This is a genomic window from Nodularia spumigena CCY9414 (assembly GCF_000340565.2).
GTDB lineage: Bacteria > Cyanobacteriota > Cyanobacteriia > Cyanobacteriales > Nostocaceae > Nodularia > Nodularia spumigena.
In genome coordinates this window covers 926,245-949,043 of sequence record NZ_CP007203.1, presented here as the reverse complement: position 1 = coordinate 949,043, position 22,799 = coordinate 926,245, and the positions used below count along the sequence as shown (strand labels likewise).

Sequence of the window (22,799 nt, the reverse complement as noted above, 5' to 3'; positions counted from 1 at the left end):
GCTCAGTCCGTTTTAATTGATCAAATTCTCGAGATTTTGATCTAAATAAGTAGACTGAAATAGGATTATCGATTTATCATAAGTGATTGTGAGTTTTTAGAGCAGAAAGACTATGAGCGCTCAAGAGATTATCCGCTCCATTGAAGCGGAACAACTAAAATCGGATTTGCCTATTATCTATGTAGGCGATACCGTAAAAGTCGGTGTCAAGATTAAGGAAGGACAAAAGTTTCGCGTACAACCCTACGAAGGCGTAGTAATTGCCAAACGTAATGGTGGCATTAATGAAACCATTACAGTCCGCCGGGTGTTTCAAGGTATTGGTGTTGAGCGGGTATTTTTGTTACATTCTCCCCGCATCGACAACATTAAAATCATCCGTCGAGGTAAAGTCCGCCGTGCTAAACTCTATTACTTACGCGGACGCGTAGGTAAAGCTACCCGGATCAAGCAACGCTTTGACCGTGCCTTGTAAATTTCGGCTCAAAGTATGGCAGAAATTTGTAATAGTAAGCGGCATTTGCCGCTGATTTGCCCCCCCGACAAAAATAAAGTAGCATAAGAGTGAAAATGCGTTATACTAAAAAAGGTTCAGCGCAATAACTGAATCCAACGCACTTTGTGCGCTCTTAGTTCAGTTGGTAGAACGCAGGTCTCCAAAACCTGATGTCGGGGGTTCAAGTCCTCCAGGGCGCGCTTGAAAGCAAAAAAACACAGCCCGGAACAACAGCACGCCTGCTAAGATAGCAGATAAGGCTAGTTATTTCGGGTGTAATTATTTTTGATTTACAGCTTTTTTGCTTCCAGTAAGTATGATGGAGTCACATCTGTCAACCTGGATGAACATGAGCAGGGTATAGCTTTATTTAAGAAACGGGGGGAAACGACAATGGCCAAAAAAAATGAAGCAGAAATGCCAGAAAACACCAATGGATTCAGTTTAGCCAACTTCTTTCAAGGTACGAAAGAAGAACTGGAAAAAGTGGTTTGGCCAAGTCGAAAGCAGCTAGTGAGCGAATCAGCCGGTGTGCTATTAATGGTGACACTCTCTGCATCTTTGATATATTTGGTCGATGGATTGTTCGGTTGGGTAGCACAACAGGTATTCTGATGACTTCTGCAACAGACGAACCATATAACTCAGCATTCCATTCTGAGGAAACCGCAGAAAGAGCGTTCAATGAAGCACGCTGGTATGCAGTCCAAGTAGCCTCAGGTTGTGAAAAACGTGTTAAGACAAATTTGGAGCAACGTATCCAAACATTTGATGTATCTGACAAAATTGTCCAAGTTGAAATTCCTCACACGCCTGCGGTAAAAATCCGCAAAGATGGCAGTCGTCAGCACACCGAGGAAAAGGTTTTCCCCGGTTATGTGCTAGTGCGAATGGTGATGGAAGATGATACTTGGCAAGTGGTGCGAAACACCTCCCATGTAATTAATTTCGTGGGAGCAGAACAAAAACGTGGCGGGAGCAAAAGCCGAGGTCACGTTAAACCAGTGCCTTTAGGTGCATCAGAAGTAGAACGGATCTTCAAACAGACTAGCGAACAGGAGCCGATTGTCAAAATTGACATGGCAGCTGGTGATAAGATAGTCGTGCTTTCAGGTCCTTTTAAAGACTTTGAAGGCGAGGTGATTGAAGTCAGTCCAGAGCGAAGCAAATTAAAAGCCTTGCTTTCGATTTTTGGGCGAGATACACCAGTAGAATTAGAATTTAATCAGGTAGAAAAACAGAGCTAACACAAATGGCGAAGAAAGTAGTAGCGGTCATTAAACTGGCCCTGAATGCTGGAAAAGCCAACCCAGCACCACCAGTGGGTCCCGCATTGGGTCAACACGGTGTGAACATTATGATGTTCTGTAAAGAGTACAATGCCAAAACAGCAGACCAAGCTGGAATGGTAATCCCTGTAGAAATTTCGGTGTTTGAAGACCGGAGTTTTACATTTGTACTCAAGACACCACCAGCATCAGTACTGATTCGCAAGGCAGCGAAAATTGAACGCGGCTCTAATGAACCCAACAAAAAGAAAGTTGGGTCAATTACAAAGGCTCAATTGCAAGAAATTGCTCAAACCAAAATGCCTGATCTCAACGCCAATGACATCGAAGCGGCGATGAGAATTGTGGAAGGTACGGCCAATAATATGGGCGTAACCATCTCTGATTAGTCATTAGTCATTGGTCATTGGTCATTGGTAGATCAAAAGACAAAAGGCAAAGGACAAAAGGAAAAAATTTATCGGGGGAGAGGTCACGTCTCGTAATTACCCCAGGAGAAAAAAATGGGCAAAAAAATATCGCGCCGCTTTCAGGCGCTGCTAGAAAAAGTAGAAGATAGGGACTATACACCCCTAGAAGCTTTAAATCTGCTCAAAGAAACGGCAACAGCCAAGTTTCCCGAAGCCGCAGAAGCACATATTAGACTAGGGATTGACCCGAAATACACAGACCAACAGTTGCGGACAACGGTAACACTGCCCAAAGGTACAGGACAAACTGTGCGGGTGGCAGTAATTGCTAGAGGTGAAAAAGTTACCGAAGCTAGTAATGCTGGTGCTGATGTTGTTGGTTCCGATGAGCTAATTAACGAAATTCAACAAGGTATGATGGATTTCGATAAGCTAATTGCTACACCGGATGTGATGCCACAGGTGGCGAAACTGGGTAAGTTACTCGGTCCGCGTGGTTTGATGCCATCACCCAAGGGTGGAACAGTGACATTTGACGTAGCAAGTGCGATCGCTGAATTCAAAGCTGGTAAATTAGAATTCCGGGCTGATCGGACTGGTATTGTCCATGTTATGTTTGGTAAGGCATCCTTCTCGCCTGAAGATTTGTTGGTAAACTTGAAGGCATTGCAAGAGACGATTGATCGAAATCGTCCTTCAGGAGCCAAAGGCCGTTATTGGCGGACAATTTATGTCACCTCAACTATGGGGCCATCAATTAAAGTCGATATCAACGCTCTCCGGGATTTAAAACTAAGCGAATTAGCTTAACGAAAATGAGGGAATAGAGACTAGAAAAGATTCTTTGAGTAATCAATTTTTTTTCTGAGTACCTACTGAACTCATGCCCCAAAACTAAATAAGCCAAGCCGGAGACAGCAGGAGCCAAAAGCTCAAATATCCTGCCGAGGTTAAAGCTCTAATTGCCTGAAGTGCCACCCATTGAGGTGTGAGTACTAACGTATTATGAGTTTTCCTATGAAACCCCGGCTCGGATAGCTGGGGTTAATTGTTTTTACAGGCTGATAGTAAAACCCGTTGAGGTCATCTATCGGCTCTCGAATTAACACCGATAAACAAAAACCCAGCGACAGATTTAGTTAAAGCACCGAAGTAAAACCGAATTTAGTCTCATAAGTAGATGTTCTGAAAGTTTTACTTGATGAAAAATAATGATTTTGCCCTTGGAGGTAAAACTAAGCATGGGTAGAACGCTAGAAAACAAAAAAGAGATAGTAGCTGATCTCAAAAACAGTCTGAGTGAGTCAACTTTGGCACTGGTAATTGATTATCAGGGTTTAACAGTTGCTCAAATCACTGACTTACGCCAGAAGCTGCGTCCGAGTGGTGCTGTTTGTAAGGTAACGAAAAACACCTTAATGGGCATTGCCATTGACGGTGACGAGAATTGGCAACCACTTTCGGAGTTGCTCCAAGGTTCTTCGGCTTTTTTGCTGGTTAAAGAAGATTTTTCTTCAGCAATTAAGGCTTATCAAGAGTTTCAGAAAGTTACCAAGAAGACAGAACTTCGTGGTGGCGTTATGGAAGGTCGCCTGCTCAAGGAGACTGATGTCAAGGCTCTAGGAGACTTGCCATCCAAGGAACAACTCATGGCGCAAATTGCCGGAGCTATCAACGCCTTGGCTACCAAAGTGGCTGTTGGTATCAACGAAGTTCCCAGTTCTTTGGCTCGTGCTTTACAAGCTGTGGCTGATAAAGAGAAAGAACAAGGTGAGAGTACCGAAAGTGCGGAACCGAGTACCGAAAGTGCGGCTGAATAAAATTCGCCAAATTACAACAAAGTTTGCCTGCTGGAGTTTATCCTTAATTGCAGCTTTTGGTAGGCAACAACACAATTTACATTACAGGAGTTATATCAATGTCTGCTACAACTGATCAAATTCTCGAACAATTGAAAACCCTCTCTTTGCTAGAAGCATCTGAGTTAGTTAAGCAAATTGAAGAAGCTTTCGGCGTGAGTGCTGCTGCACCTGCTGGTGGGATGATGATGATGGCTCCTGGCGCTGCTGCTGCGGCTGAACCAGTAGAAGAAAAAACTGAGTTTGATGTGATACTAGATTCAGTTCCAGCTGACAAGAAGATTGCTGTTCTGAAGATTGTCCGCGAATTGACTGGTTTAGGTCTCAAAGAAGCCAAAGACTTGGTGGAAGCTGCGCCTAAAGCAGTCAAGGAAGGTATTGCTAAGGACGCGGCTGAAGACGCTAAGAAGCGGATCGAAGAAGCTGGCGGTAAGGTAACTGTCAAGTAGTCAAGATTACGCCCAAAGACTTGTAGTTGAGGGATTCTCAGAAAAAGCCTGCACAAGCAGGCTTTTTTTTTAATCATGCAAATCAGCATCCCAAACGCCAATATAAATCCGATCCTGCTGATTGCGTTCAATTACACCTTTTAATCCGCCTACATTAAAAGAGTATCGCCTAGTTTGGCGATCGCGTACTCTTTGAAGTCCTTGGTTAATCTCACTATTAGCATTACCACCCAGCATTCCCTCTAATGTTCTTTGCATTACTTCAGGTGGAACAGATGGGGCAAAAGCTATCTCGGTTTGGCGCAATATTCCCGTTTTTTGGTCAAATAAGTAACCAAGATCAACATTGTCTTCCAATTTATAAAGATAAGCACGAGTATTCCATAACCCTTTAGTATTTTTACTGGGCTTACCTAATGCTGCTTTGACAGCATCTTGAGAAGTTCCTGTAGGAAATGCCGGCACACTGGAACTTTTGGTGTTACTAGGAGCAGCTTCGGGATTTTGCTGGGGTGGTGGTTCTGGGGTTTCTGGTGGCGGTGGTTCTGGGGTTTCTGGCTGGGGTGGTGGTTCTGGGGTTTCTGGTGGCGGTGCTTCTGCGGTTTCTGGCTGCGGTGCTTCTGCGGTGGAAATATCCGGTTCTGGTGCAAATGTGGGAGTTACTTGTGGCTGTTGTTCTACAGGTACTACTGTATCTAGACGAGGTTGTACTGCAACTGGTGTATCCGTAGGTTCTGAAGGCGAGGCTGTTGGTGAAGGAGTAGGTGAGATGTTATCTGAGTCAGAAAATGGTGTGGGTGTAGATGATGTGGTGATAGATTCTTGAGACTGTGGTTGACGAGTCACGCTAGAAATTGCTACCCCACCAATTAAACCACCTAAAACTAAACTGCCGATAATCAAAGCGGACTTTGGCGATTTCCGGCTAGGAATAGTTGGGGAAGAAGATATTGCTTGGGTTTGCTGAGTCGATGCTGCATGGGCAGGACTAAGGCTGACTGTGGCTTTAGTGGTGGAAGGCTGTGGGGAAATATCAGTGGGGGATTTTAAAGCATATAGCATTTTACTGGCAGTACTATAGCGATCGCTCACATGGGGCTGAATTGCCTGATTAATTACTTTTGCCAGATGTCGCGACACATCCGGGGCTGATTCTTCCCAAAGAATTGCTCCTGTTTGCAGATGTGTCTGTAGTTCTGGTGGGTGTTTACCCGTCAGTAAATAAATCGCCGTCAAGCCTAAACTGTAGATGTCAGTGGCGTAAACAGGTCGTCCTATGGCTTGTTCTGTGGGCATATACCCCGGTGTACCAATGACAAGCGATCGCGTAGGATGATGAGAAGAACTCACAACTGAACGGATAGTTTCCTTAACTGCCCCAAAATCAATCAAAAACGGCTTGTTATCAGCAGAGCGCAGAATAATATTATCTGGCTTGATATCCCGGTGAATTATGCCTTTACTGTGGACATAATCTAAAACTGATAACAAACTCAACAGAATTTCCCGAACAGCAGTTTCGCTCTCTGGCCCTTTGGCTTCGACAATATTTGTCAAAGTTGGCCCTTGAATCCATTCTTGAACCAGGTAAAACAGTCCATTCTCCGAAAAGTAGGCATATAACTTGGGAATTTGGTTACAACTGTCACCCAGATATTCCAAAGTTGCAGCTTCCCTTTCAAAGCGCTGTTGAATCATTTGGTAGGTTTTTGGGTCATTGGCTATGGGTTTGAGTTGCTTGATTACACAGCGACGGCGCGAAGGCATATGAGTGTCTTCTGCCAGAAAGGTTTCCCCAAATCCACCAGCACCGAGTACTTGAATTACTTGATAGCGATTGTTCAGCAGCGTTTTTGTCATGAATATTTACTAACTCGCACCCTTGGCAAATGTATATCAGATATTTAAGACGAGTTTCAGACAGGTTATATCCCCTAGCTTCAACTTAATCTGAGATATTTACAGGACTTACGCAACATTATTTCACCAGAGATAAACACAGCGAATATAGTACTTAGCAGACTAGTACCGCACGGCGGAAGTCAAAAGTCAAAAGTCAAAAGTCAAAAAGCTCATTAAACAGGCTTTTCAAGGATTTTAAATGGTTGCTTTATTTACGCCGTGTTGTACTAGGAAACGCGATATTAATCGGAATTATTTAACCTGACTAACAACCCATCTGCTATTTTCAGCATCCCATAAAAGGAAAAAGTTGACAGAACCAGGAACTCGTCTACCATTTTTCATCAAGTATTGAAACTTAGCATTGACAGTGGCTGTTTCTTCACTGGCTTCTAACAAACTAACTTGTTCAACATTGACGCTTTCAACTTTTCCTCCCCACCAGTCGATGTAGGAAAGATAACCATCTGGGTGGAGACGTTGATTACTTTGTAGGCTGGGAGCTAGTTGATTCCACGCAGTTTCATAATGACCCTGGTTAATATTGATATAATAATTCTCCACAGATTCTGCTGGTGATGGTCTGAGGGTTTCTGGCTGTATTACCGCAGGAGGTTGATAAACCGGGGGTTGAGGAGGAACTGTTTTGGGAGGAGAGGGATTTACAGGTTGTGTAACTTCCTCTGGTTCAATGGGATTTGGAGAAGGTTCTGTAATTCTGGCAATTGGAGAATTTACAGGTGGCGTAACATTCGGCACTTCACTCTGGTTCGTTGCAGGTTCTTTAAATGAGTTGCTTGGTTGGGTAACTGGTTGAACTGATTGGGGTGGTCTATTCATGGCAAAACCAATCAGAATAGAAGCACCAATCAAACCACCTACAATTAAACTGCCGAGAAAAATTCCCTTTGGTTTACTGACTGGTTCAGGAGGTAGTCCGGTAGATCCTGGACTAACCGCAACTGTGTATTGAGATGGGACGGGAGGTGGTGCTGTGGCTGGCGCTGTTGCTACTAATGGTTGTTGATAAGGTATTGTGGGAGGTACACTGGATGAAGCAAATTGCAAAGCTGACAGCATTTCTTTAGCCGTCGGAAAGCGATCGCGTGGATGATAGGCGATCGCCTGGTCTAATACCCCTGCTAATATAGGATTAATCTGCCTAGCATACTGTCGCCAAACAATTTCACCTGTTTGAGAATCTGACTCTAACTCCTGTGGTTGTTTCCCCGTGAGTAAATAAATTGCTGTCAATCCCAAACTATATAAATCACTAGAATACACTGGTCTACCGGCTGCTTGTTCACTGGGCATATATCCAGGCGTACCAATCACAATCGAGCTAGTAGGATTACCTTGGGAATTAACCACCGTTCCCATAGATTCCCGCACCGCACCGAAATCAATTAATACTGATTTACTATCACGCTCACGCATGATAATGTTATCCGGCTTAATATCGCGGTGAATAATGCGCTTTGAGTGGACATACTCCAGCACTGGTAACAAATCCACCAGAATTTCCCGCACCGCACTTTCACTAAACAACCCCTGCTTTTGCAGTTTTGCTGTTAACGTGTCACCCGAAATCCACTCTTGAACTAAATAGAATTGCCCCTCCAACTGAAAATAGGCATACAGCGTAGGGATTTGGTCAGTAAATCCACCCAAATCTTCTAAAATTGCGGCTTCCCTTTGAAACCGTTCCTGTACCAATTGATAAATTTGGGGATTATTCTGAATAGGTCTGAGTTGTTTAATCACACAGCGACGACTAGAAGGCATTTGAGTATCTTCCGCCAGAAAAGTTTCGCCAAAGCCACCAGATCCTAAAGTCCGAATCACTTGATAGCGGTTATTCAGAAGCATTTGCATAAATCACCCTTCACCCACATCAAACCTCTGCGTACCTTTGCGCTTAACTCCGCGCCCCTTTGCGTTTAAAATCTTCCTAATTATTTCGGAAAATATCTTCTTTGATAACGGTCTTGATATTTACTAATATATCTAGCATTACGCTGCTCTAATTGTGACAGCAATTTAATAGGAAATGCTTTTGGTGAGTATACAGGATTATACCAACTTTGAGCATTAAAATATTTTTGTAAGCCAGGAGTATTAAAGCGACGACCGTGACGAGCATAAATCGAATTTCGCATAATATCTAGCTCTAAACCGTCTTTGCCGTCCAAATCAGCATCTATTACGGCTCTTTCCGACAGCCATAAATAAGGAACTGTGGTCGCAGATGAAGAATTTACCGGTTGCGTAATATTGAGGACTTGATCCTGGTTAATCTCTGGTGGTTTCAATGTTCCCGTTGACTGGGTAACTGGTTGAACTAGTTGGGGTGGTCTATTCATGGCAAAACCAATCAGAATAGAAGCACCAATCAAACCACCTACAATTAAACTGCCGAGAAAAATTCCCTTTGGTTTACTGACTGGTTCAGGAGGTAGTCCGGTAGATCCTGGACTAACCGCAACTGTGTATTGAGATGGGACGGGAGGTGGTGCTGTGGCTGGCGCTGTTGCTACTAATGGTTGTTGATAAGGTATTGTGGGAGGTACACTGGATGAAGCAAATTGCAAAGCTGACAGCATTTCTTTAGCCGTCGGAAAGCGATCGCGTGGATGATAGGCGATCGCCTGGTCTAATACCCCTGCTAATATAGGATTAATCTGGCTTGCATACTGTCGCCAGACAATTTCACCTGTATGAGAATCTGACTCTAATTCCTGTGGCTGTTTCCCAGTCAGTAAATAAATTGCTGTCAGACCTAAACTATATAAATCACTCGAATAAACTGGTCTCCCGACTGCTTGCTCACTGGGCATATATCCAGGCGTACCAATGACAATCGAGCTGGTAGGATTACCTTGGGAATTAACCACCGTTCCCATAGATTCCCGCACCGCACCGAAATCAATTAATACTGATTTACTATCACGCTCACGCATGATAGTGTTATCCGGCTTAATATCGCGGTGAATAATGCGCTTTGAGTGGACATACTCCAGCACTGGTAACAAATCCACCAGAATTTCCCGCACCGCACTTTCACTAAACAACCCCTGCTTTTGCAGTTTTGCTGTTAACGTGTCACCCGAAATCCACTCTTGAACTAAATAGAATTGCCCCTCCAACTGAAAATAGGCATACAGCGTAGGGATTTGGTCAGTAAATCCACCCAAATCTTCTAAAATTGCGGCTTCCCTTTGAAACCGTTCCTGTACCAATTGATAAATTTGGGGATTATTCTGAATAGGTCTGAGTTGTTTAATCACACAGCGACGGCTAGAAGGAATTTGGGTATCCTCCGCCATAAAAGTTTCCCCAAATCCACCAGACCCCAAAGTCCGAATCACTTGATAGCGGTTGTTTAGCAGCATTTGCATAAATTAGCCTTCACCCACATCAAACCTCTGCGTACATTTGCGTTTAAACTCCGCGCCCCTACCCTCCGGGAACGCCTAACGGCGAATGCGTTTAAACTCCCCCCTCAATTTACTTTAAATCTAATAAACCTTCCTCCTTCAACTTAGGACTAAAACGAAATTGTTCTTGCAACCCCCGGTCTTTCAAGACACCTAAAATTTCTGCTTCCACTCGCCGAGAAATATTTTTTAAGATTTTAATTTGTGCCAATTCATCATTAGCTGGATGGTGATATTTTTCCTCTTCTTCAGGTGTCATTAATGGGAGAACATTTATAGGTTGTGTCCAACTTTCCTTGTGATCTGCATTTCCTAAAGGAACACTACCATTTTCAGCAATCCAAGCATTTTCAATATTTTCTAAAACCGTGCGGCTAGGGCGTGCAATAGTTTGAACCTTTACCCAATAACATTCTTGAGGCTGACGAACTAAATGCTGCTTCAGACTAAGGTAAACATCGCGGGAATATCCTACAAATTGCAACACTTTGGCTTGGTCAAAGATGGCGTATACTCCTATTTTTCCTTGAAATGCTTCAATTACTCGACCCTGGTCGTCAATGTAAGGAATATACTCCAGGTTTGCCAAAGAAGGAATATTTATTTCAGTACTCATATATCAAACCTAAAACTTGCTGTTGGTTAGTTGATAATTGATAATTTTAAAAAATGCCTTTTCCCATTAAGCAATTTTTTGATAAATTGCACAAAGGCGACTGGGTTGAAAAATCTTGGCATTGAACATAAAATTTGGGGGTACGTTGATGATTACATACTCATCAGACTCATTGTATTTTTCCAATTCTGCTGGCATTCCTTTGGGGGTAGAGAAGCTATAGGGAACTGGTTGAAAAAGTAATTCAGTAAATTCAACCTTTTCACATTTTGACTGTTGGCGAATCTGTTGTATAAAGGATTGATTTTTCAACAAATTAAACAGAGTTTCTTGTGCTTGTGCTTCTAGAGTGAAACTGCTATCAAAATTCTGGATGATTTTAAAAGGCATTTTGTGTACAGATAGTTGATTGATTAACGACTGAATCAAAATATAAGGCAAGCATCTCACTGTTTTAATGAAGCTCTATAAAACCTCACCCCAACCCTCTCCTTAGTAAGGAGAGGGAGCAGAAAATTTACCTATAGATCAGCCTATTAGATTTTGGGACTTCTGTCAGCTATGGCAGGAATCGCAGAAGGTAAAGAATCGTGTTCGGGTAGCATCTCACGAGAAGTCGGGGAGATTTATGGCTACGCCACTAAGGGTAAACAAGTCAAAAGTAAAAAGGCAAAAGAATCATTTCTTTTGCCTCTTAACCTATGAAGTTTTAGCTTTTGGCTTTAATCTATGCCTAAGCCACCCTAGCTATCGTAATCATCCTCTTCGTCATCTACTTCCTCGTAATCATCATCATCATCATCTACGAGATCGCTTATTTCATCAGCAATCAATTCATCATCTTCATCCAGAATAGGTCTTTCGGTGCGGCGTTTGCCAAACCCAGATTCCGCCAACCCAGGAGAATCTAAATTGTAAGTGCGGGCTGTGCGGTCATCCAATACCATATCCAGAGAATCGTCAACCTCATCCAATACCCCATTACCTTCAGCGATCGCATATTCATCAATCGCCCCTGGTTCCTCATAGGTATTGTAACCAGTACCAGCCGGAATCAACCGCCCAATAATCACATTTTCCTTCAAGCCCCGCAGCCAGTCAGACTTACCCTCAATCGCCGCTTCCGTTAGCACCCTGGTAGTCTCTTGGAACGAAGCCGCCGAAATAAAGCTATCAGTATTCAACGAAGCCTTAGTAATCCCCAACAGCACCGGCGTATATTGCGCCCGCGCCCCGCCAGTAATCGCCATCGCCTCATTCACCTGCTCCACTTGGCGCAGTTCCACCAACTCCCCAGGCAACATGGTAGTATCCCCACCATCATCAATCCTGACTTTGTTGGTCATCTGGCGCACAATCACCTCAATGTGCTTGTCAGAAATATCAATCCCCTGAGACTGATACACCATCTGCACCTCATTCACCAAAAAAGTCTGCACCTTTTGCAAAGCATGGCTAGCACAAGCATAAACGCCATCCTCCGAACCCAAACTAAAGAACACCTCCAAAATTTCATGGGGATTCGATGGACCATCACTCAACGGTTCACCCGCCGAAATCATCGAACCATCCGGCATCATCAAATTCTGCCCAGGTCCCAAGGGATAATCTGTCACTACACCATTGGATTCCATCACCTTAGCAGCGATCGCCTCATCCCCATCACCATAAACCACCTTTAGCTCACCAGAGCGCCGCGCCAAAATACACGCCTCCTTGGGTTTACGAGCCTCCAGCAATTCTTCAATCCGGGGCAAACCTTGGATAATATCCCCAGTTTTCGCCCGTTCAAACACCAACAACACCAAATTATCACCCCGTTGCACCAAATCCCCATCTTCGATTTGCAACACCGCCCCAGGGCTGACTCGGTAAGGGCGACCGACGCGGATATTGATGGCATATTGTTGAGCAGTCAAAGCCGACTCCCCAGTGGCAGAGCTAGGAGTAATATTACTCACAGACAACACTTGCCCAGAATCCTCAGCGAAGATTCCCGGAGCAATTTCTGCCCCTTCCACCAACAAATCACCCTGCTTCACCGTGGGTAAAACACTGGTATTCATAATCAGCTTGTCACTATCGCGCAACACCAAACAGCGCCGCACCGCTTCCGAGTCTTGACGCACACCCCGCACAACACCGCCTTCCTTACCCAAAATTTGAGTCCGGGCTACCACAGCCCCAGGAGCAATGCTGTCGCCATCCTCCACCTCCAAACTCGTTTGGGTACTACCTTGGGTAGCATCGGCGGTAATATCGCGACGAATTACCAAAGATTCCAAAATCACCAACTGCAAGCGCTGCACATCAGGATTTTCTTCATCTAACACCAACTCAATATCTGCGGCTAAAGGCGAAGCTGTATGATCCTGTTCGCCATCCTGTTCAATTTCCAGCACCAGCTGAGTCCGCAACAGTTCCACACCTTCCACAGACTTCACCCGTTCGGAATCTTTATAAGGCAGACGTTGCACCGCCCGCATTTGAATCGAACGCCCTGTTTGTTGACTAATAGAAGTAGTGGAAGGCACATCGGGATTATTCGGCACAGCAAACTCCACCACCGGACGGCTCAACAACGCCGGTCCTTCAGGAGATTCCACATACTGAATGTAGCGTAACTCCGTGGCCACAGTCCCTTGAAACTCCTCCCCAGGTTGGACAAAAGTATTATCTCGTCCCATTACCGCCTCTGGGTCATCCACCATCAGCAGTTCCCCAGGTTTCACCACTACTTCCCGGAGAATGTCATTTTTCTGAGTGACTTCAATTACCCCACTGTTTTGGCAGAAGATATCCTTCACAACTTCTGTGCCGGCTTCTACAAACTGCCCATCTTCCACCAACAGCAAGGAAATATCCTTATTCACTTCGTGGGTTTCTTCAGGAATCCACAGCAAAGTTCCACCCTGGACAATTTCGTAACCCAGCTTGGCTTTGCCTTTTTTCTGAACTTCCACACCCCCGAACTTCAAAAAGCCGCCGGTGTTGGTGCGATAGCGCTCATCAATCAACTCCGCCACCACCTGACCATTCTGCACCTTGGTTCCTGGAGTAGCCCGCAGGTTAAACACCTGGTTGTTGCCAGTGGTAATTAAATAGTGGTTACGCCCTTGGGAACTTTCCACAGTGACGGTGGCTTGGTCTAAAACCACAGAAGCGGTAATAATTTCAATTTCTCTGGTACTTTTGCCGGGGGTAGCTTCGGGTAAGCGCACCACACCACCATGCACACTGGTTAACTTGGTTTCTGCCAAAACGCCATTTTCGGCAATTTCGTCCCCATTTTTCACCACCAATTCCGCACCAGGAGGCAAATTATAAACTTCCCCAGACAGCACCCAAATCAAGCCACCCCTTGCGGCTGTGGTGGTAGTGTTGCCTTGGCGGTCTGTTTTTTGTTCTGGCACTACATCGGCAAACTGCACTTCCCCAGCCAAATCAGAAGCCACATCCTTCACGGCTTTTTCTGTATTGGTGCGGGTTGTGCGTCCACCCAGAGCCACTTCTGCTAGTAACTGCCCGATTTTTACTTTTTGTCCTTCATGGACATATAAAGTGGAACCTTGAGTCACATGAATTTCTTGATGCTCTTTGTCTCCAGAACCGTCTTTTTTCGGTTCCAGATTAATGATGCCATTGGCTTCTACATACAGCGCATCTTCGCCGTGGCGGGTGCGATAAGTTCTGGTGCGTAATTTGCGAGGTAAACGAATGGTTCCTTCGGTTTTAGAACGCACTTGCTGGGCTACTTCCCCGGTGAATACACCCCCAGTGTGGAATGTCCGCATGGTCAACTGTGTGCCGGGTTCACCGATACTTTGGGCGGCAATAATCCCCACGGCTTCGCCCAAGTCTACCATTTTGGCATGGGCTAAACTCCAGCCGTAGCAGTGTTGACACACCGAACGCGCTGCTTCGCAAGTCAGAGGCGATCGCGCCACCACTTCAGTTACACCAGCTTTGTGAATTTCTGCCGCCAAATCATCACAAACCGGAGTATTGCGGGGTGCAATTACTTCCTTAGTAGTGGGATGGATGACATCTTCAGCAATTACCCGACCCAGTAGGCGTTGTGCCAGGGGAATCAAGATTTTGCCGCCTTCGGTCATCGCCCGCACGGGAATTCCTCTGGTAGTGCCGCAGTCAAATTCCCGAATAATCACATCCTGGGAGACATCCACCAGCCGACGGGTGAGATAACCAGAGTCCGCAGTGCGTAGTGCGGTATCTACCAACCCTTTTCTTGCACCGTAAGAGGAAATAATGTATTCGGTGACCGTCAGACCTTCGCGGAAGTTGGTTTTAATGGGTAAGTCAATAATTTCCCCTTGGGGGTCTGCCATTAGCCCCCGCATCCCCACCAACTGCCGCACTTGAGAGATATTCCCCCGCGCCCCAGAGAAGGCCATCATATACACCGAGTTCAGAGGGTCAGTGTTCTTAAAGTGAACCACCACCTCATCTTTGAGTGCCTCACTCGTACCATTCCAAGTATCAATTACCTTTTGGAACCGTTCCACTTCAGTAATTTCACCCCGTTGATAACGAGTTTCCGTGGCGCGAATTTCTTCTTCGGCTGCTTCGAGGAGCGATCGCTTTGTGGGCGGAATCATCAAGTCATCTACACTGATAGAAACCCCAGCCTTGGTAGCATAGCGAAAACCCAACTCTTTCAACTTATCAGCCATTACCGCCGTGCGCGCCGTACCATAATGGGTGAACGCCCAGGAAATTAACTTTCTCAGTTGACCCTTGTCAACGACGCGATTGCGAAAAACTACCTTTTCCTTAGTCATTAATCATTAGTCCTTAATCAGTTATCAGTTATCAGTGAACAGTGAACAGTGAACAGTTAACAGTGAAAAGTTAACAATTATCAAAGCTTTTGCTGGAGGACTTAAACCCAACGATGTCTCTTGACTGATAACTGATAACTGATAACTGTTAACTGATTTGCACTTAAACTGCTAATGCTTCTTCAATGGCTTTGTTGTAAATAACACGACCAGGTGTTGTATGTACATACTGAGAAATTAAATTCCCTTGGGCATCTTCTCTGATGCGGCGAGACTTATACAGCAAAGTCCGGGTTCCATCAACGTTTTCTGTGACTTCCAACGGCTCTGTATCTGGTTTTTCCGATTCCACGTCACCATCAAACCGCACGTAAACATAAGCGTGTAAGTCCACTTGGTCTTGTTGGAAAGCCATAATTACGTCATCCATTGAGGCATAATACTTACCCATACCCTTAGTCGCAGCAGGGTTTTCGGCTGTTAAGTAATATGCTCCCAAAACCATATCTTGGCTAGGTGTAATAATTGGTCTACCTGTAGCCGGGGACAAAACATTATTAGAAGCCAGCATCAACAACCGCGCTTCCGCCTGACTTTCTAGAGACAGAGGCACGTGTACCGCCATTTGGTCGCCGTCAAAGTCAGCGTTAAAGGCTGGACATACCAAGGGATGTAATTGAATTGCGCGTCCTTCCACCAAAACCGGTTCAAAAGCCTGAATACCCAAGCGGTGCAGAGTTGGCGCACGGTTGAGCATCACCGGGTGTCCTTCAATCACCTCTTCTAGGACATCCCACACACTGGGGTCATTGCGAGAAATCAACTTTTTGGCGGCTTTGATATTATTCACCATACCGCTACGAATCAGGCGATTAATCACAAAGGGTTGAAATAACTCAATGGCCATTTCTCTGGGTAAACCGCACTGGTGAATTTTCAGTTTCGGTCCCACGACAATTACAGAACGTCCAGAATAGTCAACCCGTTTACCCAACAAGTTTTGCCGGAAACGTCCTTGTTTACCCTCAATGATGTCAGATAAAGACTTCAGAGGTCGGTTATTTGCCCCTACTACTGTGCGTCCCCGACGACCATTGTCAATTAAAGCATCCACTGCTTCTTGCAGCATCCGCTTTTCGTTCCGCACAATAATCTCTGGTGCTAAAATTTCTTGCAACCGTGCCAAACGATTATTCCGGTTAATTACCCGGCGATACAAGTCATTTAAATCACTGGTAGCAAACCGTCCACCATCCAGCTGTACCATTGGCCGCAGGTCAGGGGGAATTACGGGAATGACTGCCATTACCATCCATTCTGGTTTTGAACCGGTGGCGATGAAGTTGTCTATTACCCGGAGACGTTTAATTAGTTTGGCTCGCTTCTGCCCTTTAGCGTTGCCAATTTCTTCGCGCAGGTTCTCCGCTTCTTGCTCCAAATTAATATCTGCCAGCAAACGCAGCAACGCTTCAGCGCCAATGCCTACTTCTACGCCCTGCAACAGAGAATCTTCACTATATATTTGGTCTTCAATTTCCAACCATTGGTCTTCACTGAGTAGCTGCTTATAACTTAATGTTTCCGCATTACCAGGACTCAGGACAACATAAGAGTTGAAATAGACTATCTGCTCTACATCCCGCAAGGGCATATCTAGCAGAATGGAGATGTAGCTGGGAATACCTTTAAGATACCAAACGTGGGCGACTGGGGCGGCGAGTTTAATGTATCCCATGCGGTGACGACGCACCCGCGACTCGGTGACTTCCACACCACAGCGCTCGCAGACAATACCACGGTGACGAACTCTCTTATATTTACCACAATGGCATTCCCAGTCTTTAGCTGGGCCAAAGATGCGCTCGCAAAATAAGCCGTCCATCTCTGGTTTCAGAGTCCGGTAATTAATTGTTTCTGGCTTGGTGACTTCACCAACTAGCTGACCATTAGGTAAAGTGCGCTCACCCCACTGCCTGATGCGTTCCGGTGATGCCAAGCCGATTTTAACGTAGTCAAACTGATTAGTTTGGGCGGGTCTCATAATTAATTCGTAATTCTTAATTCTGATCACGGATGAGACGGATTAAAGGATTTCACGGATTTGAGCATCTGTTGCTATCACAAATAATCTCATTCGCGCAATCCTTTAATCAGCGTTCGTAATTTGGGGATTGGGGATTGGGGATTAGATTTGAGGGATTGGGGATTAGGAAATTTTCCCCCCTGCTCCCTGCCTCTTTCCCCCTGCTCCCCATACCCCCGACTCCCTACTCTTCCTCTTCTAGGGATTCACGGGAGAGAGATTCGTAGGTTGGTCGAGGGGGTGTGCGTCGGGCTGATTGATCTGCCATTAAATCGACTTCCACATCTAAGGAACTACCATCGGTTTGGGTTTCTACCTTGTGTACGGCAATGTCTAATCCTAATGATTGCAGTTCTCGCATTAGCACCTTAAAGGACTCCGGTGTTCCTGGTCGGGGAATTGACTTACCTTTAACGATCGCATTTAACGCTTCATTCCGTCCTTGCATATCGTCTGATTTGACTGTCAGCAATTCCTGCAAGGTGTAAGCTGCACCAAAGGCTTCCAAAGCCCACACTTCCATTTCGCCAAAGCGCTGACCACCTTGTTGGGCTTTACCACCCAAGGGTTGCTGAGTTACCAGCGAGTATGGCCCTGTGGAACGAGCGTGGATCTTATCATCCACCAAATGCACCAGTTTGAGAATATAAGCTACGCCTACGGTTATTGGTCGGTCAAAGGGTTCGCCTGTACGACCATCAAACACCATAATTTTGCCAGGGTTATCTGGGTTGTATACCCAGTCTTTACCTGTTTCGTCTCGTGCTTCTTGCAATTTGCCATGTACGATGCTGCGGGAAGTCTCTTCCCCATACATTTCGTCAAAGGGAGTAATTTTAAACCGGACTCCCAAAGTATGAGCAGCCCAGCCCAACATACACTCAAACACCTGTCCGACGTTCATCCGACTAGGTACACCCAAGGGGTTAAGCACAATGTCCACGGTGGAACCATCTGCTAAATAAGGCATATCTTCTACTGGTAATATCCGAGAAATAATCCCTTTATTACCGTGGCGACCTGCCATTTTGTCGCCCACTTGGATTTTGCGCTTCTGGGCGACATACACCCGGACAACCATATTGGCTCCTGGTGGTAATTCATCGCCTTGTTCACGGGTAAATAAACGCACGTCAACGACGCGTCCTTTTTCACCGTTGGGAACTCGCAGGGAGTTGTCTCGCACATCCCGTGCTTTTTCACCAAATATGGCACGCAAGAGTTTTTCTTCTGGCGGTTGGTCAGATTCACCTTTAGGTGTGACTTTTCCTACCAGAATATCTCCAGCTTCTACCCAAGCACCGATACGGATGATTCCCTGTTCATCTAACTGACGCAGAGCATCTTCGCCGACGTTGGGAATTTCTCTGGTGATTTCTTCTGGACCGAGTTTGGTTTGTCTGGCTTCAATTTCATATTTTTCAATGTGAATTGAGGTGTAGACATCATCCTGTACCAGTTTTTCGGAAATCAAAATCGCGTCTTCGTAGTTATACCCTTCCCAAGGCATATAAGCGATGACAATATTTTGACCCAAGGCTAATTCACCACCTTCGGTGGATGAACCATCAGCGAGGACTTGACCTGCAACGACTCGCTCACCAATGCGGACGAGAGGTTTTTGATTTAAACAAGTGTCTTGGTTGGATCTTTGGTATTTAGAAAGCCGATATCTAATTTCTGAGTTACCGTCTTTGGGACGAACACGAATTTCTGTGGCATCGACATAGGTAACATCACCATCGGTACGGGAGACAATCACCATTCCGGAGTCTCTCGCGCCTTGGGCTTCTAAACCAGTACCTACCAAGGGACGCTCTGGCTTGAGCAGGGGTACTGCTTGCCGTTGCATATTGGAACCCATCAGCGCTCGGTTAGCGTCGTCATGTTCCAAGAAGGGAATCATGCTGGTAGCTACAGACACAATTTGCACTGGGGATACTGCTACGTAGTCTACTTGTTCAGGGGTTGTGGTAGCCCAGTCTTGGCGATAACGCACTGGCACTTGTGGTCCTTTGATGTAGCCATTTTCATCTAAGGGAATGTCACCTGTAGCAGTCCGCAAATCGTCTTCTTCGTCGGCTGTCATGTAGACCGGCGGTAAGTCAAAGCGCACTCGACCATTTTCTACTGGTCTAAAGGGTGTTTCTAAAAATCCATAGAGGTTGACTCGCGCATGGGTGGCTAAGGAACCAATCAAACCAGCGTTGGGGCCTTCTGGGGTCTCAATGGGGCAGATTCTGCCGTAGTGAGAAGGGTGAATATCTCGCACGGCAAATCCTGCCCGTTCACGAGTTAAACCACCAGGGCCAAGGGCGCTGAGACGGCGTTTGTGGGTCAGTTCTGCTAAGGGATTAGTTTGATCCATGAACTGACTTAATTGGCTAGAACCAAAGAATTCTTTGATTGCTGCTACCAATGGTTTGGGGTTAACTAAGGAGGCTGGGGTTAAAACTTCGGCATCGGATACGGTCATCCGTTCGCGAATGATGCGTTCTAAGCGATTTAAGCCGACTCGCACTTGGTTTTGCAGCAGTTCGCCGACGCTTCTCACCCGACGATTACCTAAGTGGTCAATATCGTCGATATTACCGATGTCGTATTCTAGGTTAATCAGGTAATCTACTGCTGCCAATATATCCCCAGGAGTTAGCACGCGCATGGTGTCGGGAACAGACAGCCGTAATTTTTTGTTGAGTTTGTAACGACCAACGCGACCGAGGTCATAACGTTTGGGGTCGAAGAAGCGGGAGTCTAATAGCTGTTGTCCACCTAATACTGTCGGTGGTTCACCCGGACGTAATTTGCGGTACAACTCCATCAGGGCTTCTTCTTCGGAAAACTGCCCTTCTTTTTCGATGGTTTTTTGGAAATATTCGGGGTGGCGCAGAGCATCAAAGATTTCGTTATCTGACAAGCCCAGGGCCTTTAATAGTACCTGTGCTGAGAGTTTACGGGTTTTGTCGATGCGAACCCACACCAAATCGTTACGGTCTGTTTCAAATTTCAGCCAAGCCCCCCGGTTAGGGATTAAGCTAGCTGAATAGGTACGCCGCCCGTTTTTATCGATTTCTGATTTGTAGTAAACTCCAGGCGATCGCACTATCTGGTTGACAATTACCCGTTCGGCTCCGTTAATAATAAACGTGCCTCGGTCTGTCATTAAAGGCAGATCCCCAATAAATACTTCTTGTTCTTTGATATCCCCTGTTTCTTTGTTCAACAGCCGGGTCGGTACATACATTTGTACAGCATAGGTACTATCCCGCCGTTTCGATTCCTCAACGCTGTATTTTGGCTCTTTGAGTTTGTAGTTGTTACCTAAAAAGTGCAGTTCTAGTTTGCCTGTGTAGTCTGTAATTGGACTAAAAGAGTTGAGTTCTTCTATCAAACCCTCTTCTAGAAACCAGCGAAAACTTGAACGCTGGATTTCAATCAAATCGGGCAACAGAAAGGCGGATTCCATATATGTATCTGTAGTCATGCCTTTACCTTCATCAACCTGGTTAAACTTTTTGTGAGGACACTGTTTATATCTCTTTTTTTGGCGTGTTCCCAGCGCTCACTTGTGTCCATAACTATTTGGGAACTTCTGTGTTTTTTATGCCATCTGCTATTTCTAGGTGTAGGCAAACGCCGCTATTGAAGCCCGAAAGAGAGTTTTTGGCAAGGGGGGTAATCGCCCTTGTTTTCTCTCAAGGTGCGTTAAAATCCAGATATTATGCTGATTTTTCAACAGTCTTCGGCTGAAACATTGATGAATTTGTTGTGCTTTCCTCACTTCCTCTCCCATGAAGCTTCATGAATGCCTAGATATGTCTAGACTATTTGTGTCATCAATTCACCGTCTATACTTACGGTAGTCTCCTAAGACACAGGGAAAGAGCCGTGTATTTTGTCGGCTCTGATTTGTAACTAAGGGCTTTATTTTGGTGGGTTTTGCTCACAAGATAATTTACTTTTAACAATTTTCTATAGGTTAAATACAGCACAGACGCTTTTTTACCCAAGTCTTGATGACTGTCGAATCCTGGCATCATTCATAAATTCAGAACATCCGCTTGTGGAGATGAGGTGGATGATCAAGTTGATAAGAGTGCAAAATCAAGCTTAAAAGTTTATAATTCCTTCCTTTTTTATTATGACGTATTCAAATTGTTTTGGAGGGATTAATACTAGCATATTTTTGTCCTCCTAAAGTTTTATTTTTTCCGCACTATACTTTGGCGAGCTTCTGTTACCACCTACCTGGGACATAGATGAGCAAGTTTTATAGTGCTAGTCGAAATAATTCACAAGCATTTTGGGTGGTTTGAGCGGCGATCGACTCTAATGTCTCCCCACGCAGATGAGCTACTTGTTCTGCTACATAACGAACATAGGCTGGCTCATTGCGTTTTTGACCCCGTTTGGGTACTGGAGACAGAAAGGGACAGTCTGTTTCCACTAGCAGGCGATCGCTTGTTACCATCGCTGCTGAGGCTTGGATAGCTTTAGCGTTTTTGAATGTTACTGTCCCGCTAAAGCTAATGTAGAAGCCTAAGTCCAAAAACCATTGGGTTTCCTCTGGTGTTCCACCCCAACAATGCATGACACCTCTGGGGGTTTCTCCTGTGCTTTCCTGCCATTTTTGCAGGATGTCCCTAACTTCTGGGGCTGCATTACGACAATGGATAATCACTGGGAGATTGAGTTCACAGGCGATCGCTAGTTGGGCTTCAAAGGCTATGCGTTGTTCTGCATAGTTATCTGCTTTGTAAAGATCCATACCCATTTCCCCAATTGCTACCACTTTCGGTTCCGAACTAGCCAAAGATTTAATTTCTGCGGCTGTGTCGCTGTGCCATTTTTCCACATCTAAGGGATGCAAACCAACGGCAAAGCTGAGTTCGGGAAACTGGTGCGCTAGGGTCTTGATGCTGGAAAATTCTGATGGTTCGACGCAGGAATGTACGAGGCGTACTACACCTGCTTCTTGCCATCGCGATCGCACTGCTGCTAAATCCGGCTCAAATGTATCAAAGTTGAGATGGACGTGAGTATCAATCAACTGCATTGTAGTTATCAGTCATGATTTCCTAAACAGTAATCAGTGATATACATAGATATATTTACTGATTACTGAACAATTGAACTACTCAGCAGACGCTGGAGCGAGTGGCTTGAGTTTGCGAGCCAACCTTGATTTTTTCCTAGCACCATTATTCGGGTGGAGAACACCGCGCTTCACAGCTTTGTCAATTTTGCTAACAGCCTCAGACAGCCGTACCTGGACTTCTTTTTCTAAGTCTGAGTTAGGATTAGCTGCATAGACATCTACTGCACTAAAGTATTTTTTCATCAGCGTTCTTACTGCTGACTTGTAAGCTTTGTTACGCAGACGATTGCGTTCTCCGATTTGGGCGCGTTTAAGAGCAGATTTTGTATTCGCCACAGTCAATTCCAAAAATACTATT

At 45.3% G+C, this 22,799-nt stretch carries 17 protein-coding genes, 1 tRNA gene and 1 other annotated feature; of the genes, 8 read left to right on the top strand and 10 right to left on the bottom strand.

Annotated features, from left to right (window positions below):
* Window positions 1–112: 112 nt before the first annotated feature.
* From rplS to rplL, 8 genes are all read left to right on the top strand, one after another.
* Entirely contained in the window at window positions 113–475 is a 363-nt protein-coding gene (rplS, locus tag NSP_RS04245) for a 50S ribosomal protein L19 (RefSeq protein WP_017803821.1), read from the top strand.
* A 148-nt stretch (window positions 476–623) separates the two neighbouring features.
* Window positions 624–696: transfer RNA gene (locus tag NSP_RS04240), tRNA-Trp, on the top strand.
* 193 nt (window positions 697–889) lie between these two features.
* Complete coding sequence (secE, locus tag NSP_RS04235) at window positions 890–1,111, top strand: preprotein translocase subunit SecE (protein ID WP_044482803.1); 222 nt, start codon at window positions 890–892, stop codon at window positions 1,109–1,111.
* On the top strand, window positions 1,111–1,743 hold the full coding sequence (nusG, locus tag NSP_RS04230) for a transcription termination/antitermination protein NusG (RefSeq protein WP_017803819.1): 633 nt from the start codon (window positions 1,111–1,113) through the stop codon (window positions 1,741–1,743). Before secE ends, nusG begins: the two co-directional genes overlap by 1 nt.
* 5 nt (window positions 1,744–1,748) lie before the next feature.
* The gene (gene rplK / locus NSP_RS04225) at window positions 1,749–2,174 is read left to right on the top strand and encodes a 50S ribosomal protein L11 (protein WP_006197126.1); all 426 of its coding nucleotides are present in this window, start codon (window positions 1,749–1,751) and stop codon (window positions 2,172–2,174) included.
* A gap of 114 nt (window positions 2,175–2,288) precedes the next feature.
* Entirely contained in the window at window positions 2,289–3,005 is a 717-nt protein-coding gene (rplA, locus tag NSP_RS04220) for a 50S ribosomal protein L1 (protein WP_006197125.1), read from the top strand.
* An 80-nt stretch (window positions 3,006–3,085) separates the two neighbouring features.
* Window positions 3,086–3,254 (top strand) — a sequence feature (ribosomal protein L10 leader region).
* Between the two features lie 182 nt (window positions 3,255–3,436).
* On the top strand, window positions 3,437–4,015 hold the full coding sequence (rplJ, locus tag NSP_RS04215; protein ID WP_006197124.1) for a 50S ribosomal protein L10: 579 nt from the start codon (window positions 3,437–3,439) through the stop codon (window positions 4,013–4,015).
* 98 nt (window positions 4,016–4,113) lie between these two features.
* Window positions 4,114–4,503: a 50S ribosomal protein L7/L12 gene (gene rplL, locus NSP_RS04210; protein WP_006197123.1), complete on the top strand. Its 390-nt coding sequence runs from the start codon at window positions 4,114–4,116 to the stop codon at window positions 4,501–4,503.
* A gap of 69 nt (window positions 4,504–4,572) precedes the next feature.
* On the opposite strand, the gene NSP_RS04205 is transcribed toward rplL, so the two are convergent.
* The 10 genes from NSP_RS04205 to rpsT all read right to left on the bottom strand — a co-directional run bounded on the left by NSP_RS04205 (window position 4,573) and on the right by rpsT (window position 22,777).
* Window positions 4,573–6,363: a serine/threonine-protein kinase gene (locus tag NSP_RS04205; RefSeq protein ID WP_006197122.1), complete on the bottom strand. Its 1,791-nt coding sequence runs from the start codon at window positions 6,361–6,363 to the stop codon at window positions 4,573–4,575.
* A 294-nt stretch (window positions 6,364–6,657) separates the two neighbouring features.
* The gene (locus NSP_RS04200; protein WP_006197121.1) at window positions 6,658–8,280 is read right to left on the bottom strand and encodes a serine/threonine-protein kinase; all 1,623 of its coding nucleotides are present in this window, start codon (window positions 8,278–8,280) and stop codon (window positions 6,658–6,660) included.
* An 80-nt stretch (window positions 8,281–8,360) separates the two neighbouring features.
* The gene (locus NSP_RS04195) at window positions 8,361–9,803 is read right to left on the bottom strand and encodes a protein kinase domain-containing protein (protein ID WP_006197120.1); all 1,443 of its coding nucleotides are present in this window, start codon (window positions 9,801–9,803) and stop codon (window positions 8,361–8,363) included.
* A 109-nt stretch (window positions 9,804–9,912) separates the two neighbouring features.
* Window positions 9,913–10,458, bottom strand: a complete 546-nt coding sequence (locus NSP_RS04190; protein ID WP_006197119.1) for a GIY-YIG nuclease family protein — start codon at window positions 10,456–10,458, stop codon at window positions 9,913–9,915.
* A 66-nt stretch (window positions 10,459–10,524) separates the two neighbouring features.
* Entirely contained in the window at window positions 10,525–10,848 is a 324-nt protein-coding gene (locus tag NSP_RS04185; protein ID WP_017803818.1) for a hypothetical protein, read from the bottom strand.
* A 353-nt stretch (window positions 10,849–11,201) separates the two neighbouring features.
* Window positions 11,202–15,260: a DNA-directed RNA polymerase subunit beta'' gene (locus NSP_RS04180; protein WP_006197116.1), complete on the bottom strand. Its 4,059-nt coding sequence runs from the start codon at window positions 15,258–15,260 to the stop codon at window positions 11,202–11,204.
* Window positions 15,261–15,423: 163 nt separating this feature from the next.
* The gene (locus NSP_RS04175; protein ID WP_006197115.1) at window positions 15,424–17,301 is read right to left on the bottom strand and encodes a DNA-directed RNA polymerase subunit gamma; all 1,878 of its coding nucleotides are present in this window, start codon (window positions 17,299–17,301) and stop codon (window positions 15,424–15,426) included.
* A gap of 226 nt (window positions 17,302–17,527) precedes the next feature.
* A complete protein-coding gene (gene rpoB, locus NSP_RS04170; RefSeq protein ID WP_006197114.1) occupies window positions 17,528–20,827 on the bottom strand; it encodes a DNA-directed RNA polymerase subunit beta in 3,300 nt (1,099 codons plus the stop codon).
* A 786-nt stretch (window positions 20,828–21,613) separates the two neighbouring features.
* Complete coding sequence (locus NSP_RS04165; RefSeq protein WP_006197113.1) at window positions 21,614–22,399, bottom strand: TatD family hydrolase; 786 nt, start codon at window positions 22,397–22,399, stop codon at window positions 21,614–21,616.
* Window positions 22,400–22,477: 78 nt separating this feature from the next.
* Window positions 22,478–22,777: a 30S ribosomal protein S20 gene (gene rpsT, locus NSP_RS04160; protein ID WP_173403255.1), complete on the bottom strand. Its 300-nt coding sequence runs from the start codon at window positions 22,775–22,777 to the stop codon at window positions 22,478–22,480.
* Window positions 22,778–22,799: the final 22 nt, after the last annotated feature.